Source organism: Marinagarivorans sp. (genome assembly GCF_982758155.1).
The window spans coordinates 1-16,453 of sequence record NZ_CEXWTU010000100.1; the positions used below are offsets into that span (position 1 = coordinate 1).

Here is a 16,453-nt window from a genome sequence, read left to right on the forward strand (position 1 = left end):
TGGGAGCAGACGCTGCGCTCAGTTGGCTCGATGGAGGCTGTACGAGGAGTCACCTTAACCGCTGATTTTTCGGGCCGTGTCGATAAAATTCAGTTTACCTCGGGCGCTGAAGTAGCCAAGGGTGATTTGTTGCTGCAGCAAAATGTGGATGCTGAAAAAGCGCAATTGCGTGCAGCGCAAGCAAGCCTAGCTTTGGCTAAGGCCAATTTATCACGCTCTAAAGAGTTGCTGGCTAAGCGCGTGGTATCGCAATCACAGTACGATGCATCTGATGCGGAATATAAGGCGGCGCAAGCGCAGGTCGAAAACGTTGAGGTGGCTATTGCCAAGAAAAGTATCAGGGCTCCATTCTCTGGGCGTTTAGGGATTCGAAAGGTAAATTTGGGGCAAGATATTCAGAAGGGCGAAGCGATAGTGTCGCTCCAAACCGCTGATTCTATGCTGGTTAACTTCAACCTGCCGCAGCAAGATTTAGCGGTGATTAAGTTGGGCCTAAGTGTTCGTTTGAAAACGGATGCTGTTCCTGGGTATATTTATACCGGAAAAATTACCGCAATTAACCCTGAAGTGAATCCGCTTTCGCGCAATGTTTTGGTGCAGGCATTACTCGATAACGATAATGAGCGTTTATTGCCGGGGATGTTTGCTTCGCTGGTGGTTGTATTGCCAGAGCAGCGTGAGGTGATTGCTGTACCCGCTACGGCGGTGCGTTATGCCACTTATGGTGATTCGGTCTTTCTATTAAACGAGGAGGCGACCGAAGGCGGCGATAAGAAATTGATCGCAACGCAGCAATTTGTGCAGCTAGGTGCATCGCGTGGCGATTTTGTGGAAATACTTAAAGGTATTTCTGAAAATACAGTTGTAGCAACGGCCGGGTTATTTAAGTTACGCAATGGCGACCCTGTGGCGGTGAATAATGATGTGGTTTTGGACTATGAAAAAAATCCAAATCCTGTCGATCGATAGCGCAAGGGGAGTGTGGTTATGAGTTTTACTGATATTTTTGTGCGCAAACCGGTCTTGGCAATTGTGATTAACTTGGTGATTGTTATTGCTGGGCTTCAGGCAATCAGTTCGCTAAGTATTCGTCAATATCCGCGTAACGATAATGCTGTGGTTACAGTTACCACAGCATATGTAGGGGCCAGTGCTGAACTGGTACGTGGCTTTATTACAACGCCTATGGAACGTGCAATTTCAGGCGCTGACGGCATCGATTATATTCAATCCGAAAGCAAGCAGGGCATGTCTACTATCAAGGTGCGCTTGGAGCTAAATTACGATCCGATTAAAGCGCTTTCTGAGATTACCTCAAAGGTTAACCAGGTGCGCGGCGATTTGCCGCCAGAATCTGAAGTTCCCGTGATTAATGTAGAGTCCGCAGACTCCACAGTTGCAGCTGCGTACTTGAGCTTCTCATCGGATATTTTACGTGATAATCAAATCACAGACTTTTTAACCCGTGTGGTTCAGCCGCGTTTGTCGGCTATTGAGGGAGTGCAGCGCGCTGAGATATTGGGTGCTCGTAATTATGCGATGCGTGTTTGGTTAAAGCCCGACAATATGGCGGCTTACAATATTGCGCCCGCTGAAGTTCATCAAGCTTTAGCGGCGAATAATTATTTAGCCGCACTCGGGTCTACTAAGGGTAACTTTGTTCAGGTTAACCTCGCGGCAAATACGGATTTAAAGACAGTCGAAGAGTTTGAGCAGTTGGTATTGCGTAATGAGGGCGGCGCCATTGTCCGTTTACGTGATATTGCTGATGTTGAACTGGGTTCTGATTATTATGATCTTGAAGTGGCTTATTCAGGCCAGACGGCGATTTTTATGGGCATTTGGCCCTTGCCCAACGCGAACTGGCTGGAAGTTATTAAGCTTGTTCGAGAGGAAATGGAAGTTCTGCAAGAAAGCTTGCCAAAAGGCTTGGAGGCTCGCGTTGCCTACGATTCAACACGTTATATTGAAAGCTCAATTGTTGAAGTGGTAAGTACCTTGATTGAAACGCTAGCGATTGTGATTTTAGTGATTTTCTTGTTTTTAGGATCTCTGCGTTCTGTGATTATTCCGGTTATTGCGATTCCGGTTTCTTTAATTGGCGCTGTCTTTTTAATGCAGTTATTTGGCTTTAGTGTCAACCTGTTGACTTTGTTGGCTGTTGTACTTTCGGTGGGTTTGGTCGTTGATGATGCCATTGTGGTGGTCGAGAATGTTGAGCGGCACATTACAGCGGGCAAAAGTAAAATTGATGCTGCAATGCTGGGTGCGCGCGAACTGGTTGGCCCCGTTATCGCGATGACTGCCACCTTGGTTGCCGTTTATTTACCGATTGGTTTGCAGGGTGGATTAACGGGTAGCCTATTTAAAGAATTTGCATTCACGCTTGCGGGTGCTGTAACAATATCAGGTGTTGTTGCGCTGACATTATCACCGATTATGTCAGCCAAGTTTTTACGCAAAAATGAAAGTGAAAAAGGCTTTGCCGGTTTTGTTAGCCGAACCTTTGAGCGCATACGTTTGCGTTATAACCGTATGTTAGATGCTACATTGCGCGCGCGGCCTGCTGTTTATATTGTTTGGGGAACCTTAAGTCTCCTGTGTATTCCGATGTTTCTTTTGTCGCCAAAAGAGCTCGCCCCCACAGAAGATCAAGGGATTATATTCGGTATTGTTGAAGGCGCACCGAACTCCACTATTGACCAGGCGAGTATCTACGCGAAGGAGGCCAATCGAGTTTTTAGTAGCTTTCCTGAAACCGATTTCACCTTTCAGCTTATTTTCCCTTCCGGTGGTTTTAGTGGCATGGTGCTGGATACTTGGGATGAGCGAGAGCGAAGTGTTTTCGAAATTCTGCCTGAAGCGCAAATGATGCTGCATCAAAATCCAGGTTTACGGGTGTTTCCTGTAACGCCGCCTGCGCTTCCTGGTGGTGGCGACTTCCCCGTTGAGTTTGTTTTGGCCTCAACGGCCGAGCCGGCGGAAATTCTAAAGATTGCCGAGCAGCTGCAACAAAAAGCAATGGCCAGTGGCATGTTTGCTTTCCCCCCGATGATTGATACCAAAATTGATCAGCCGCAAACGCGCGTTAATTTGGATCGCGATAAGGTGGCTGATTTGGGGCTTAATATGTCGCAAGTGGGGCGCGATGTTGCTGTGATGATGAGTGGCGGCTACGTGAACCGTTTCAATATCGAAGGTCGCAGTTACCGTGTTATTCCGCAAATTAAAAGGGCTGAGCGTTTAACGCCTGAACAGCTTAAGGATATCTATGTTTCTGGACCTGACGGTGGCTTGGTGCCATTGGCGGCTATGGCGACACTTGAAAGCGAGGTAGTGCCGCGCTCGTTGAATCGTTTCCAACAGTTAAATGCGGTTAAGTTAAGTGGTGTTGCCATTAAGCCGTTAGGCGAGGCTTTGGCCTTTTTAGAGGCGGAAGCCGAAAAAATTATGCCGGCGGGTTATATGATTGATTACACGGGCGAATCGCGTCAGTTGCGCAGGGAGGGTAATAAGTTTGTACCTGCCATGCTGTTATCCATTTTATTGATATTTTTGGTGTTAGCCGCTCAGTTCAACAGCTTTAGAGACCCTCTTGTTATTTTGGCTGGTTCGGTGCCATTGGCCTTTTTTGGCGCTCTGGTCTTTACCTTTTGGAAGATGATGAGCCCGATGGTGCCGTTTTGGACCGATGGCTTTACCACGACATTGAATATCTATTCGCAGGTGGGGCTGGTGACGCTGATTGGCTTAGTTGCGAAAAACGGCATTCTAGTTGTTGAGTTTGCGAACAAAATGCAAGAGAAGGGTTTGACGAAGCTAGCTGCTGTTAAAGAATCGGCCTCTACACGGCTTCGTCCTATATTGATGACAACGATTGCAACAGTAGCGGGTCACTTCCCCTTGGTCCTTGTGACCGGTGCAGGTGCTGAGGCCCGAAACTCGATTGGCTTGGTTTTGGTCGGCGGCATGGCGATTGGCACATTGTTTACATTGTTTATCATTCCATCGCTTTATATGCTGATTGCTCGCGATTTGAAGGGTGATAAGAACGGTGTGGGAGAGTTAGAGTTCGCATAAGATAGCGGTGTCTTAGTGTGAAATTATTTTTGTAGTGTGATATGCCGCTCAATATAGGTCGAAAACGCAGTGACTGTGAATCAGTTAGCTGCGTTTTTTTTTGAACTCTTTACACTGCACTCTTGATATTCCAACACATAATTCCAACACATAAATAGTGCCTTTGAGCGCTGATCATAAAAATCGTGGAGATATTCATGCAGAAACAACTCATCCCTTTTGCTAAAGCATTTGGCTCAGCTGGCTTACTCTCTCTGAGTTTAGCGGCTTGTGTTGGTGGCGGCACCAGTTCTTCGACAGGAACTACAGATTCGTCTGAAGCTGCAATGTCTTCTGATATGTCATCCGCGATGGAGTCATCAAGCTCTATGGCGCCTAGTAGCTCTAGTGTAGCCAGCTCTTCAAGTGTTATGAGTAGTTCTTCTATGCCAGTTGCTAGTTCAAGTGAAGCGGCGGCTGATTGTTCGACGGTTGATGTGACTGCAGGTGCTGCGGCGTTCGCAGCTTGCTCGACTTGCCATGGCGCTTATGACGAAGGCACTGGTTTATTTCCTTCGAATATCTCAATTGCGCCGAATATAGATCCTAATAATATTGTTCACGGGGGGAACTTAGGTCTCGCTGATTACATAATCGGAAATATGGCAGCTGGCTTCAATAAAACCTGTATTGGCGAATCTGATGAAGCTGCTTGTATTACGCGTGGAGAAGAGATCGCGAAATACATTAACAGCTTTTCAGCTAACACAGAATGGTGTGAAGGTTTAGTTGATGTAGCTTCTAGCTCTTCAGCGCCTATGAGTTCTAGCAGTCAGGCTGAAAGTTCGTCTAGTTCGGTTGCATCAGGTGGTGAAAATGTAGTTGTTTATGCCATCAACGCCGGAGCTCGTGCTTCTTATACTGCTAAAGACGGCACGGTTTATCAGCCCGATACTGGCGCATCATTTGTTACTGGAGGCATGGGCGGCAGCACCATGGATCCTATTGATAAAACTGAAGATGACACGCTTTATCAGACCGAGCGTTATGGCACTTTTAGTTATAGCTTGCCTTTAGCCGCCGCTAAATACGATATTACATTACACATGATTGAAGCTTGGCATGGTGTTAACCCAGGTAATCGTGAATTTGATGTTGAGATTGAGGGCGATATTCTTGTTAATGATTTTGATCCATTAGCTGCTGCTGGACACGATATTGCACATGATATTCAATTGAACGGTGTTGAAGTTTCTGACGGCACTTTGGATATTACATTTACGCCTTCTATGCCTGAAGCAAACATAGCTGCGATAACTATTAAAGGCCCTGAGTCATCTATTCCGGAAGGTAACGGTGGTGATGGTGGCGGTAATGAAACTGATGCCGACCGCTCTTGTTCAGATACCTCTGGTTTATTGATTTGTTTGGACTTTGAAGATGTGGCTCCTGGTGCAACACCGGCTGGTTTTACTAAAGCCGGTAATGTAAATGTTGTCGAAGGACAAGAAGCTTTCACCGGAACGCGTGCACTTAAACTATCGGGTTCTGGCGATCTGAGAATGAGTAATTTTCCGGGTAGTCATTGGGGTCGTTTATATTATAAAAACACAGCTAAGCCCGGCTCAATTGGAAATTATTCGCACACCACTTTTGTAAAAGGCTTGAGCGGCGGAGCGCAATTTAGATTTATCGATATGGTGGCTGCTCCTGGCGGCAGTACCGATGATGGTTTTTATCAGCATTTGTATAACACAGAGCCAAATGACTTATCTCTCGAAGGTCCCTATGTTAATCAGTACGACGGCGCATGGGTTTGTGTTGAATGGTCTATGGATACTGACGCTCAGGAATATCATTTTTACCAAAATGGCGTCGAAGTAGCGCTTAGTAATGGTGGTACTGCGACTAATAAGACCAACTTACCGCAAGCTGTGAAATATGATGGTAGCTTGCTTCCGATGACGCCCGTTCCGAGCATGCTAGATACCTTCAGTATTGGAATACAAAACTATCAAAATCATCAGTATGAGTTTTTTATGGATGATATTGCTGTTGGAACTGAAAGAATTGGTTGCGATATAATGTAGTTCTAATCTGTTTGAAAAATCCCAGCTTCGGCTGGGATTTTTTTTGTCTGTAGAAAAGTTATATAGTGATGTTTATGTCTAGATCTACGCTGAAGTTTTTTGATAGCCACTGCCATTTCGATTTCCCTGCGTTTGATGGCGACAGAGCAGCTGTTTGGCGGAGAGCGTCTGCTAAGGGCGTGTCGGGCCTTTTTATTCCGGGTGTCAATGTTGATCAGTGGCAAAGAGCTGCTGAGGTCGCTTGTGCGCTTCGGGCACTAAATGAGGGCTCAATCTTCTACGGGGTTGGCTTACATCCATGGTGGTTTGATGAGTGGTTAGGTGCGAAAAGTACCGCTTTGGGTGTGCGACTGCTCGAATTTAAGCAGCAGTTACATGTTGCTGCCCAGGCTCAGGCCTGCTGCGCAATCGGAGAAACTGGATTAGATTTAGCCTTACCCCACAATAAAACAGTTGCGCTAGAGGTTCAGCTAATGATTGTGGTGGAGCATATAACAGTCGCTAATGACCTCGGTTTGCCAATCATTTTACACTGCCGTAAAGCGCATAATGAGCTCATTAAATTACTGGATAAATACCCGCCGCAGGCAGGTGGTGTTTTGCATGGTTTTACGGGTAGCGCTCAGTTGGCGATGGAGTATTGGAGGCGTGGGCTGTGCATTGGTGTGGGTGGCAGCATTACGTATCCGCGGGCCAATAAAACGTGCGATGCGATAAAGTCGCTGCCGCGCGAAGCTTTAGTGCTCGAAACAGATGCGCCGGATATGCCCTTGAGCGGGCGACAGGGCGAGCGCAATAGCCCTGAATATTTACCCATAATCGCTTTGGCGCTGGCAGCCTTACGCAATGAATCAGTTGATGATGTGGCTGCCTATTGTTACACCAATACGCGTCGTGTTTTTGCGCTGTAGGGCATTTTTATTTTAGGTCCTGATCTTGTAGGTAGCGTTTGATGGCTTGGCTCGCGGCCAAAAATCCAAAGCTACCGGTAATCATGGTGGCGGAGCCAAAGCCGTTAGCGCAATCCAGTTTAGTCCCTTCTTGTAAATGTTTTTTGTTTGCGCATACGGTGCCATCGCTTTGCGGGTAAAGCATATGTTCGCTGGAATAAATGGCATCCACTCGAAATTTACGTTTTTTGTTGCGTTCAAAATTGTGGTGGCGGAAAAGAATGTTACGCACTTTTGAAAGCATAGGGTCTGCAATTGTAATACCGAGATCGCCGACGGTAATTCGGCTGGGGTCGGTTTTTCCTCCCGATGAACCAGCCATAATTAGCCGCTTTTTTTTGTGAATGCAAAACGCGGCTAATGCCGCTTTAACGCTGGATGAATCAATGGCATCAATCACGACATGGTGTTGTTCGTTAATGTGCTCGGCAATATTTTTAGTGGTTAAAAAATCTTCGGTCGTGTGCAGTGTGATTTCGGGGTTAATGTCGCGAAGACGAGCGCTGAGGGTGGCGTTTTTTTGCTTACCCACGCTTGAGCTCATAGCGTGCAGTTGGCGGTTCGTGTTGGTTACGCAAATGTCGTCTAGCTCTATTAGCGTTAAAGTGCCTACGCCTGTTCGCGCTAGCGCTTCTGCCACCCAAGAGCCCACGCCACCAAGGCCAACTACAACCATATGTGCTTGTTTAAAGGCTTCTAATGCAGCAGTGCCGTAAAGCCGGCCTATGCCGCCAAAGCGTTGTAGGTAGCCAGCGGTAAGCGCCGTTTGGGGGTTGGGTGACGGTTGTTTGATTTCTGACATGCGAGCCTCGTTACTTGAACGGGCGGTTTTACTGGATTTGTGAATGTTTAGCAAGTTGGATTACGCCGAATCTATCGTTTTAAGTTCATGTTTTAAGCTCTCGTTTTAAGTTCCCGTTTAAGTTCTCAGTTATTGAGGCTAGCGCCAAACGCGGGCGTGGTATTATCCGCGCATCTGTCACAGGAGCGTTTATGTTTGCCCACAATACTGAACTTGAAGATGCTATTGCATTCTCGCGTTTTGATTCTGATCATTATTTGTCGACACACTCCTCACATGGCTTCGAGCTAGAGGAGCGTTATTGGCCAAGTGCTGAGCATTATTATCAATCCTCAAAATATACGGGTGGCAGTTATGCCGAGCGTATCGCGGGAAGTATTGCCCCGGAAGCGGCATACCATTTGGGCAATGTGTGGTGGCGCCGCAAACGTGGCGATTTTAAAGCTTCACGCAAAACGTTGATGACCCGAGCGCTCTACAGTAAAGCAATTCAAAACAGCGATGTTGCTGAGGCTTTATTGGCAACCGGTGAACAGCTTATTATTGAGAATTCGGCGTATCAACATTACTGGGGCATTGGTCGCGATCAGCGCGGCGAGAATCAGCTCGGTAAAATATGGATGGATATTCGCCAGAAATTGCACCAGAAAGCGGCGCAAGGTCAAGGGCAAGGAGAATAACGTGGCAAAATCACAATCAGCTTTTGTCTGTCACGACTGTGGCGCCGACTATCGCAAGTGGCAGGGCCAGTGCAGTGAGTGCGGGCTGTGGAATACGGTAAAAGAGGTGCGTTTAGGCAAACCGAGCAAGGATGGCTTTAAGGGTTATGCCGGCGGACAAGCATCGCAGGTGCAGCTACTTAAAGATGTTAACTTAGATGATGTACCGCGTTTCAGCTCTGGTATGGGGGAGTTTGACCGCGTGCTCGGCGGTGGGTTTGTTCCGGGTTCGGTGGTGCTGATAGGTGGCCATCCTGGTGCGGGTAAGTCGACAATACTCCTTCAAACTTTATGTCATTTAGCCGCTGTTAAAACGGCCTTGTATGTAACGGGCGAGGAATCCTTGCAGCAGGTGGCTATGCGAGCCCAACGTTTGGGCTTACCTACCGATAAGTTAAAGCTTTTTTCTGAAACACGTGTCGAAAGCATTGTGGATACAGCCAGAGTTGAAAACCCGCAATTGATGGTTGTGGACTCCATTCAGGTGATGCATTTGGATGATATTTCCTCGGCGCCGGGCAGCGTATCGCAAGTACGCGAAAGCGCGGCCTACCTAACGCGTTATGCCAAGCAAAGTGGTGCCGTGCTTATTCTGGTTGGCCATGTCACGAAGGATGGCAGCCTAGCAGGGCCTAAAGTGCTTGAGCATATGATTGATTGCTCGATTATGTTGGAGGGTGACCACGATTCGCGTTTTCGTACTTTGCGGGGCCATAAAAACCGATTTGGTGCCGTCAATGAATTAGGTGTTTTTGCCATGACCGAGCAAGGGATGAAAGAAGTCTCAAACCCTTCGGCGATTTTTTTACAGCGCAGTGACGAAGTAACGTCTGGTTCGGCGGTGATGGTGGTGTGGGAAGGGACTCGCCCGTTACTTGTCGAAATACAGGCCTTGGTGGCTGAAAGCCATTTGGGCAATCCGCGGCGGGTTTCTGTGGGGCTAGACCAGAACCGTTTGAGTATGTTACTGGCTGTTATCGACCGGCACGGTGGTTTGATGTTGGGCGATCAAGATGTTTTTGTGAATGTTGTTGGCGGGGTTAAAGTTGTTGAAACCTCGGCTGATTTGGCTTTGATATTCGCATTGGTTTCCAGCTTTCGTGACTTTGCCTTGCCGCAAGATTTAGTGGCTTTTGGGGAGGTGGGGTTAGCCGGGGAGATTCGTCCTGTTCCCAATGGTCAAGAGCGATTGCGCGAAGCCGCCAAGCATGGTTTCAAACGCGCCATAGTTCCTGCAAGTAATGCCCCGAAGGAGCCGATTAAGGGCTTAGAAATTGTACCCGTTAAGCATATTTCTCAGGCGTTAGAACATTTGTGTTAATGTCGCAAAAGGTCTTGCGGGTAACTAAGGGCCGAGGAAAAAATACTTTATCCAATAATACTTGCCTCCTGCCTCCTCAACCGCGTTGCTCAAAGCGTTACATGCCCCGGCATGCGCCCCTTTGAGCGCCTTGTTGAGAAAACAGGCGCCCTCGTCTAATTGGACAAACTATTATTGCCCCGCCCCTAATGTGGCAAAGGGCGAAAGCGCTAGCCATACTTAAGGGGCGAGGCAAATAACGATAAATACTCAAAGGTTCTATCCTCTATGGCTGCAAATGCGTTAATTCTATCCGGTGGTGGTGCGCGGGCAGCGTATCAAGCTGGAGTCCTGTTAGCGCTATCCGAGATTTTGCCGTGCCTTGAAAACCCATTCCCGATTATTTGTGGCACATCAGCAGGTGCTATTAACGCATTGGCGATGGCGGCGCATCCGGGAAGCTTTAATCAATCTGCACGTGATTTGGCACAAACTTGGCGCGAATTAGAAGTCGAGAAAGTCTATAAAACCGGTTGGGGCGACCTCTCTAAGGGCCTAGGCAAGGTTGCTGGATCATTATTTCACCAGGGTGTAGCGAGAGGGAAACCTTTAGGGTTGCTGGATAACAGCCCTTTGCGCGAATTATTGTCTGGTGTTATTCCCTTCGATAATATTCAAAATCGTGTTGATGCGGGTTTGCTAGAGGCTGTGTGCGTAACCGCACTGGGTTATTCCTCGGGTGAGTCGGTGAGTTTCTTTCAAGGTAACCCCGCTTTACGCGGTTGGCGCCGTGCGCGCCGTGTAGGAACGCCGTCGATATTAACGGTCGACCACTTATTGGCGTCTTCGGCCATTCCTGCCGTGTTTCCCGCAGTGCCACTAAATAAAGAATTTTTTGGTGATGGGGCTATGCGTCAGCTTGCGCCACTGAGCCCTGCATTGCATCTGGGCGCGAGCCGTATGTTTGTTATTGGTGTGAGTCACAACCCCATGAAAACTCGTTGGTTCAAGCCTAAGCGGGCGCTGGACCACCCACCATCCATTGCACAAATTTTGGGTCAAATGTTTAACAGCGCTTTTATTGACACCCTTGAGGGGGATTTGGAGCACTTGAATCGTACCAATATGCTATTGGAGCTTGCCGATAAAGAACGTTGTGAGCGTACCTACAATTTGCGACCCGTTGAAAGTTTGGTGATTACACCTTCCAAGCCTATCGATAAAATAGCAGGGCGCCGAGTGCGTGACCTGCCTAAAAGTTTGCGTTTCTTTATGCGGGCTGTTGGCGCCACAGCGCGTGGCGGTGGTGCATCAGTAGCGAGTTATTTGTTGTTCTCCCACCAATATTGCAACGAGCTTATGGAATTGGGCTATCAAGATGCTATGTGGGAAAAATCAGCGATAGAAGACTTTTTTAGTCACCCGTGTCGCCCTTCGGAATAATTACCGCAGCGATACTTCTCTTTCTTCTCCTAAAAATCGTTTTGACGCATCCTTTTTTCTTCTGGCATCCTAAAATCTTTCGTCAGTTATTTGACTGTAGCGGGTTTGTTGACTATTACTTATGTAATTCAAATGACTATAGCGATATTGTCAATAACAAAGCACACCCGTGGTGCATCGGTGGCAAGGCTGCCTGAAGTGGAGTAGACGTTGATGCTGGGCGAAAATTACGTTCTTTTAATCGAAGATAATCCCGAAGTTAAGCAAGCGACAAGCTTAATCTTTCATTTTATGGGTGAGCAATTAACGACCCTGACTTACGCAGAGTGGAAGCGCAATGCGCAGGAGCTGGCTAAACAGCCTGGGAATTTGTCGGTCATTATTTTTGGCAGTACTCAAAGCAGTGCGTCTAGTCAACACTGTGCCAACCTTGAGCAAGAAATGCAGGGTATTAAATCGCATTTTTCCGCCACGGCGGTTTTAACATTAGGCCAAGGTTATGACGAAGAAGTCGCGACGCTGGACGACAATCTTAAGCGCCGAGTGCTGACCCAACTCCCTTATCCTTTCGTTTACTCAACTTTTGTTGATGGTTTGCATCGTGCTCAGCGTTTTAATCAAGCCTACGCAAATGCGTCACAGGCTCCTTCACAGCGCCCAGTACACTTATTTCGAAGCTTAGTGGGTACGAGTCAAGAAATTCAAGCGGTACGGCAAGTGATGGCACAGGTTGCCGATACTGACGTTACTGTTTTAATCGAAGGCGAATCCGGAACCGGTAAAGAGGTGGTTGCGCGTAATCTACATTATCATTCGCCCCGACGAGAGGGGCCATTTGTTCCCGTGAATTGCGGCGCGATACCTGGCGAGCTTTTAGAGAGCGAGTTATTTGGTCATGAAAAGGGCGCCTTTACGGGAGCGATTAGCTCAAGGGCCGGGCGCTTTGAAATGGCAGAAGGCGGAACACTCTTCCTTGATGAAATTGGCGATATGCCATTGCATATGCAAGTGAAAATATTACGTGTGTTGCAGGAGAAAACGTTTGAGCGTGTGGGAGGTAATAAAACCTTCAATACCAATGTACGCATTATTGCGGCAACGCACCGCAACTTGGATACTATGATTGCCGACGGTGGTTTTCGAGAAGATTTATATTACCGCCTGAATGTGTTTCCTATTCAAATGCCTTCGTTGAAAGAGCGCGCCGAAGATATTCCACTGTTAATCAATGAGCTTGTTTCGCGTCTTGAAAGTGAGCAGCGGGGTTCAGTGCGTTTTAATTCGGCAGGCATATTAAGTTTATGTAAATACGCGTGGCCGGGCAATGTTCGCGAGCTGGCCAACCTTGTTGAGCGAATGGCCATTATGCATCCTTTTGGTGTAGTCGGCGCGCAAGATCTGCCGGATAAATATCGCCATGTTGATAGTAACGAAGAAGATGATTTTGATGTTGATGCGGAGCATACTGCCGCAACGCCGAGTGTTGTGAGCATGAGTGACCGAGCGCTGCTGCCTGAAGATGGTATTGATTTAAAAGAATATATAACGGGCTTGGAGCAAAATCTAATCAAGCAGGCGTTAGACGATTCGGGCGGTGTGGTTGCACGCGCAGCAGAGCGTTTGGCAATACGCCGGACAACACTGGTAGAGAAAATGCGTAAATATGGTATGAGCCGATAAATTAAAATTTGGCGTTTATGCCGAGTATATAGCGGGCGCCAGTATATTCATTTTTAATAACACGGTTTTTATAAACAGAAAATAGCCGTGTTTCTTCTTTAAGCACATTTGTCCCTTGTGCAAAAATAGAAATGTTAGGTGCGATGTTGAAGCTAAAGTTCACATCCAGTTGACCGTAGCTTTCTACGCTTTCGGGTTGTGATTGCGCACCGACTACAGCCCGAAGGTATTCTTGTCGCCAGTTATAACTAGCCCTTGCCGAAAAATAGGTGTTTTCATAAAATCCAATAAAGTTATAGCTTCTAGGCGATAGTCCTTCTATCGCGAATGTTTGTGTTCCTTCCTGTGTTGTGTCGATAAAAAATTGGGCACTGCTTGCGGTATAAGTGAAATTTGTTTGCAGCCCCCAACCGCTGTTAAATGTGTGCTGAAGTGCTAACTCTAGCCCTTTTGCTGTTGCAGTCTCTTGGTTGGTGGGTTGTATTTTGGTAAAAATGACACCATCGATACGGTGCTCTTGGCTTCCTGCACTGACAAATTGACTAATCGATTTATAAAAAAGATTAGCGCCAATAAAACTTTCATCATTAAAGTACCATTCTGAAGCCAAGTCGGTATTGATCGATTCAAACGGCAATAAATTAGGATTCCCTTTGTACAGTATTGCGCTTCCGGCGCGGGGGTGCAGCTTGGTTTCTTGGCCTAAATCATTCAGGTTTGGGCGCGTAATGGTTTTGCTACTAGAAAACCGAAATTGGGTTGAGGGTGTTGGGCTGATTGAAAAATTCACGGATGGAAGAATGTAGTGGTAATGATTTTTTTGGGTGTAAGGTTGATCCGCTAAATAAGTAATATTCAACTGATCGTCATCATTAGCCCTCACAATCGAATCCACTTGTGCAACAGTTCCTTGTGCCATAGTTTCTGTAAAGCTGTAGCGGGCGCCAATATTACCAGCCCAAGAACTGTTCCCCAGGTATCCTTCTAAATCTATTTGTGCGAAGGCTGTCGTTACAGCTTCCTTAATGCGGTAACTCGCGCGCTCAAGTTCAACGGCATTAAATCCAATCCCGCTAAAGTCATGTGTTATACCTAATCGTTCTTTAATGATACTGGGTTCGATAGGGCCTGCGTTAATGAAGGCTTCGCTTTCTAAAATGGTTGTTAATGTTTCAAAGTCGTAATGATACCAAGCGTTGGGCGCTTGGGTGCTTAACCCTCCAGCAAAATCGTTAGTGATTTCTGTTAACTGAAAAACCTCTGGGAATGTTAGATTTATCGCGGCTAATGTTTCGGCAGAGAATTCGTTGTGCCGCCCGCAATAAGCACAATTGCGTGGGTAGGTCGTCTCCCAGCTAACATACTGTTTGGTTCTGTCATGTTGTAGTAAACCTGCGCGTAAGGTCTTTATTGGGCCTGTATCCAGTGTCCATTCAGTGGAAAGTTCTAATTCATGAATCTCATCACTAGTATTACCACCAAATCGACCTAAGAAATGTGCTGCGAGAGGATGGTCGGTAACTTGGCTGTCGCCAAAACTGTAGCTGGGCGCTCGTTTATCGGTACCCAATGACCACGTCACATCTTGATTGGCGCTAAAACCTTGCGAGGAAAACGGCCGCCCGCCCGTTAGGTTTTCGGTACGACTAAAAGCATAATCAAGCTCTAAGCTAAAAGGTGTTGTTCGGTTTTGATTGTCCCAAAGAAAGTTCACTCCCAGCATATTGCTTGTGACGGGGCGGCTTTTATCGACCAGAATGCTGTCATTGCCTTGGGGGCTTCCGCCTAATTGTTGGCGAATGTTATCCGTGAGTTGGACTAGGGTGTCTTTACCTGCGCGCTCGAAGGCGATAGCCGTATTATTTTCGTCTAAGGTAATATCTAAAAAAGTATCTTCAAAATAGGCTTGAAAGCCAGAAACCGTTGCGCGCTCGTCAAAGCGTGTAGAAAGAATGTCGAAACTTGCTTCGAGAGTATTGCCTTTGGTGTTGAACCATTGCGTTTGTGCTGCAAAAATAATGCTGGTTTGGTCTCGCTCAGCTTCTGTTTGGTATAAGCGAAACGAGCGAGGAATATAAACATCATTAATAATTTCGACATTGTTTTGAGCTGAGTTGAGTTGTCGTATATCCGTGTTTCGGAACCCTTCTGTGGAATACCCTTGAGTAAGGTTGCTGCGATTACTGTCTACAATTGCTGCGAGTATTCCAATGTTTAAGTCTTTTTTTTGCCAGTTATGGCTGGCCAAAGCAAACGTTTCTGTGGTGTTTTTTTCTGCGACGGAATTACGGGTTACTTGCCCGCTAACCACAAGATGGCTAGGTTTCTCATCATGGATAAAGTCGAAAGGCTTGGGGGTGACGAGTTGAATGTTGGCGCCAATGCTACCGTCTTGCTCTTTTGCGCTGGTTGTTTTTTGAATATGAGCTTGCGAAATTAATTTTGCAGGTAAAATATCAAAAGAGAAGCCACGCTCTTGGTTGTCTGTGGCGACGGTTCTGCCGTTGATCAGTGTGGTATTAAATTCTGGCCCAAATCCTCTTACAGTCAGGAATTGACCTTCACCACCGTTGCGTTCTATAGCAACCCCTGTAATGCGTTGCAGCGCTTCGGCAACGTTGGCATCGGGGAATTTGCCAATATCTTGCGATTGAATCACGTCCACAATGCCATTGTAGTGGCGCTTTATGGCTAATGAACGCCGTAAGCTGGAGCGGTACCCCGTGACTAATGTTTCTTCTACTTGAATGTTTTGTGAAATCTCGGGTGCTGTTGGTGAAGCGTGAATAGTGCGTGTTTCTAGCGTGAAAATACCAGTGTTATTTTTAATGGCGGTATAAGGGGTGTCTTTAAGTAATGTCGTTAAGGCGTGTTGGATATTGTAGAGGCCAAGAACTGCATGGCCATAGGTACTTTTAATTTTTTCGTAATCATAAATTATGGGGATGTTGGCTTGTAGCGCTAGGCGATTAAGAGCGATATCCAAAGTGCTGGGCGGGATGGTAAATTCAATGAGGGGGGAGTTTTTTTCGGCGGCGAATACGGCTGCAGGAAGACTCATTAGTAATAAGTAAAAAAAGCAGTACAGCAGGGCAATCATTGGATAATATGAAATGTGACGACCCTGATTATTATGCTGTCCTTGGCTGCGTAAAGCGCGTAGCGTTTTCACGTTATCCGTGCACTTTAACGCTCAGTCAGAATAATTATGCCGGCGTTGTCCGTGCGAGCACTGATGTTAAACTGCGAGGATAAGGTGCTAATAAAAGCATCAACATCATTGGCCTTAAAATATCCCCCAATACGTTTGTTGGCAAGTGCTGGTGATGAAATGGTAAAGCGGGTGCCCGAATATCGGCCAATCTCAGCAATCACTTGCTCTAAGGGTTCGCCTTTAAAAATTATCATCG

11 protein-coding genes are annotated in these 16,453 nt (G+C 46.8%); 8 read left to right on the forward strand and 3 right to left on the reverse strand.

The window, feature by feature from the left end; genetic code table 11:
- From AC3A8L_RS11855 to AC3A8L_RS11870, 4 genes are all read left to right on the forward strand, one after another.
- The coding region (locus AC3A8L_RS11855) for an efflux RND transporter periplasmic adaptor subunit (protein ID WP_487962472.1) at window positions 1-969 on the forward strand (969 nt) is incomplete at its 5' end.
- Between the two features lie 18 nt (window positions 970-987).
- A complete protein-coding gene (locus AC3A8L_RS11860; protein ID WP_487962473.1) occupies window positions 988-4,080 on the forward strand; it encodes an efflux RND transporter permease subunit in 3,093 nt (1,030 codons plus the stop codon).
- A 197-nt stretch (window positions 4,081-4,277) separates the two neighbouring features.
- Window positions 4,278-6,149, forward strand: coding sequence for a malectin domain-containing carbohydrate-binding protein (locus AC3A8L_RS11865; protein WP_487962474.1), 1,872 nt, complete (start codon window positions 4,278-4,280; stop codon window positions 6,147-6,149).
- Window positions 6,150-6,223: 74 nt separating this feature from the next.
- On the forward strand, window positions 6,224-7,060 hold the full coding sequence (locus AC3A8L_RS11870; protein ID WP_487962475.1) for a TatD family hydrolase: 837 nt from the start codon (window positions 6,224-6,226) through the stop codon (window positions 7,058-7,060).
- A gap of 7 nt (window positions 7,061-7,067) precedes the next feature.
- Here AC3A8L_RS11870 and tcdA read toward each other — a convergent pair whose 3' ends face one another.
- Entirely contained in the window at window positions 7,068-7,901 is an 834-nt protein-coding gene (gene tcdA / locus AC3A8L_RS11875) for a tRNA cyclic N6-threonylcarbamoyladenosine(37) synthase TcdA (protein ID WP_487962476.1), read from the reverse strand.
- Between the two features lie 191 nt (window positions 7,902-8,092).
- Here tcdA and ybiA point away from each other — a divergent pair, with 191 nt between their 5' ends.
- From ybiA to AC3A8L_RS11895, 4 genes are all read left to right on the forward strand, one after another.
- Window positions 8,093-8,581 carry a riboflavin biosynthesis intermediates N-glycosidase gene (ybiA, locus tag AC3A8L_RS11880; RefSeq protein ID WP_487962477.1) on the forward strand — a complete coding sequence of 163 codons (489 nt, stop codon included), beginning with the start codon at window positions 8,093-8,095 and terminating at the stop codon, window positions 8,579-8,581.
- Between the two features lies 1 nt (window position 8,582).
- On the forward strand, window positions 8,583-9,941 hold the full coding sequence (radA, locus tag AC3A8L_RS11885) for a DNA repair protein RadA (RefSeq protein WP_487962478.1): 1,359 nt from the start codon (window positions 8,583-8,585) through the stop codon (window positions 9,939-9,941).
- A gap of 267 nt (window positions 9,942-10,208) precedes the next feature.
- Window positions 10,209-11,363 (forward strand): patatin-like phospholipase family protein, encoded by a 1,155-nt coding sequence (locus AC3A8L_RS11890; protein ID WP_487962479.1) that lies wholly within the window; start codon window positions 10,209-10,211, stop codon window positions 11,361-11,363.
- A gap of 213 nt (window positions 11,364-11,576) precedes the next feature.
- Window positions 11,577-13,043 carry a sigma-54 interaction domain-containing protein gene (locus AC3A8L_RS11895; RefSeq protein ID WP_487962480.1) on the forward strand — a complete coding sequence of 489 codons (1,467 nt, stop codon included), beginning with the start codon at window positions 11,577-11,579 and terminating at the stop codon, window positions 13,041-13,043.
- Window position 13,044: 1 nt separating this feature from the next.
- Here AC3A8L_RS11895 and AC3A8L_RS11900 read toward each other — a convergent pair whose 3' ends face one another.
- Both AC3A8L_RS11900 and AC3A8L_RS11905 read right to left on the reverse strand, forming a co-directional pair.
- Entirely contained in the window at window positions 13,045-16,215 is a 3,171-nt protein-coding gene (locus tag AC3A8L_RS11900; RefSeq protein ID WP_487962481.1) for a TonB-dependent receptor, read from the reverse strand.
- Between the two features lie 14 nt (window positions 16,216-16,229).
- Window positions 16,230-16,453 (reverse strand): DUF4974 domain-containing protein (locus AC3A8L_RS11905; protein ID WP_487962482.1); only part of this gene is annotated, 224 nt, incomplete at its 5' end.

Excerpts from the sequence above, each read along its gene's own strand:
- AC3A8L_RS11870 (WP_487962475.1), top strand. The coding sequence starts at position 6,224 with ATGTCTAGATCTACGCTGAAGTTTTTTGATAGCCACTGCCATTTCGAT.
- AC3A8L_RS11890 (WP_487962479.1), top strand. The coding sequence starts at position 10,209 with ATGGCTGCAAATGCGTTAATTCTATCCGGTGGTGGTGCGCGGGCAGCG.
- AC3A8L_RS11865 (WP_487962474.1), top strand. The coding sequence starts at position 4,278 with ATGCAGAAACAACTCATCCCTTTTGCTAAAGCATTTGGCTCAGCTGGC.
- AC3A8L_RS11860 (WP_487962473.1), top strand. The coding sequence starts at position 988 with ATGAGTTTTACTGATATTTTTGTGCGCAAACCGGTCTTGGCAATTGTG.
- AC3A8L_RS11895 (WP_487962480.1), top strand. The coding sequence starts at position 11,577 with ATGCTGGGCGAAAATTACGTTCTTTTAATCGAAGATAATCCCGAAGTT.
- tcdA (WP_487962476.1), bottom strand. The coding sequence starts at position 7,901 with ATGTCAGAAATCAAACAACCGTCACCCAACCCCCAAACGGCGCTTACC.
- ybiA (WP_487962477.1), top strand. The coding sequence starts at position 8,093 with ATGTTTGCCCACAATACTGAACTTGAAGATGCTATTGCATTCTCGCGT.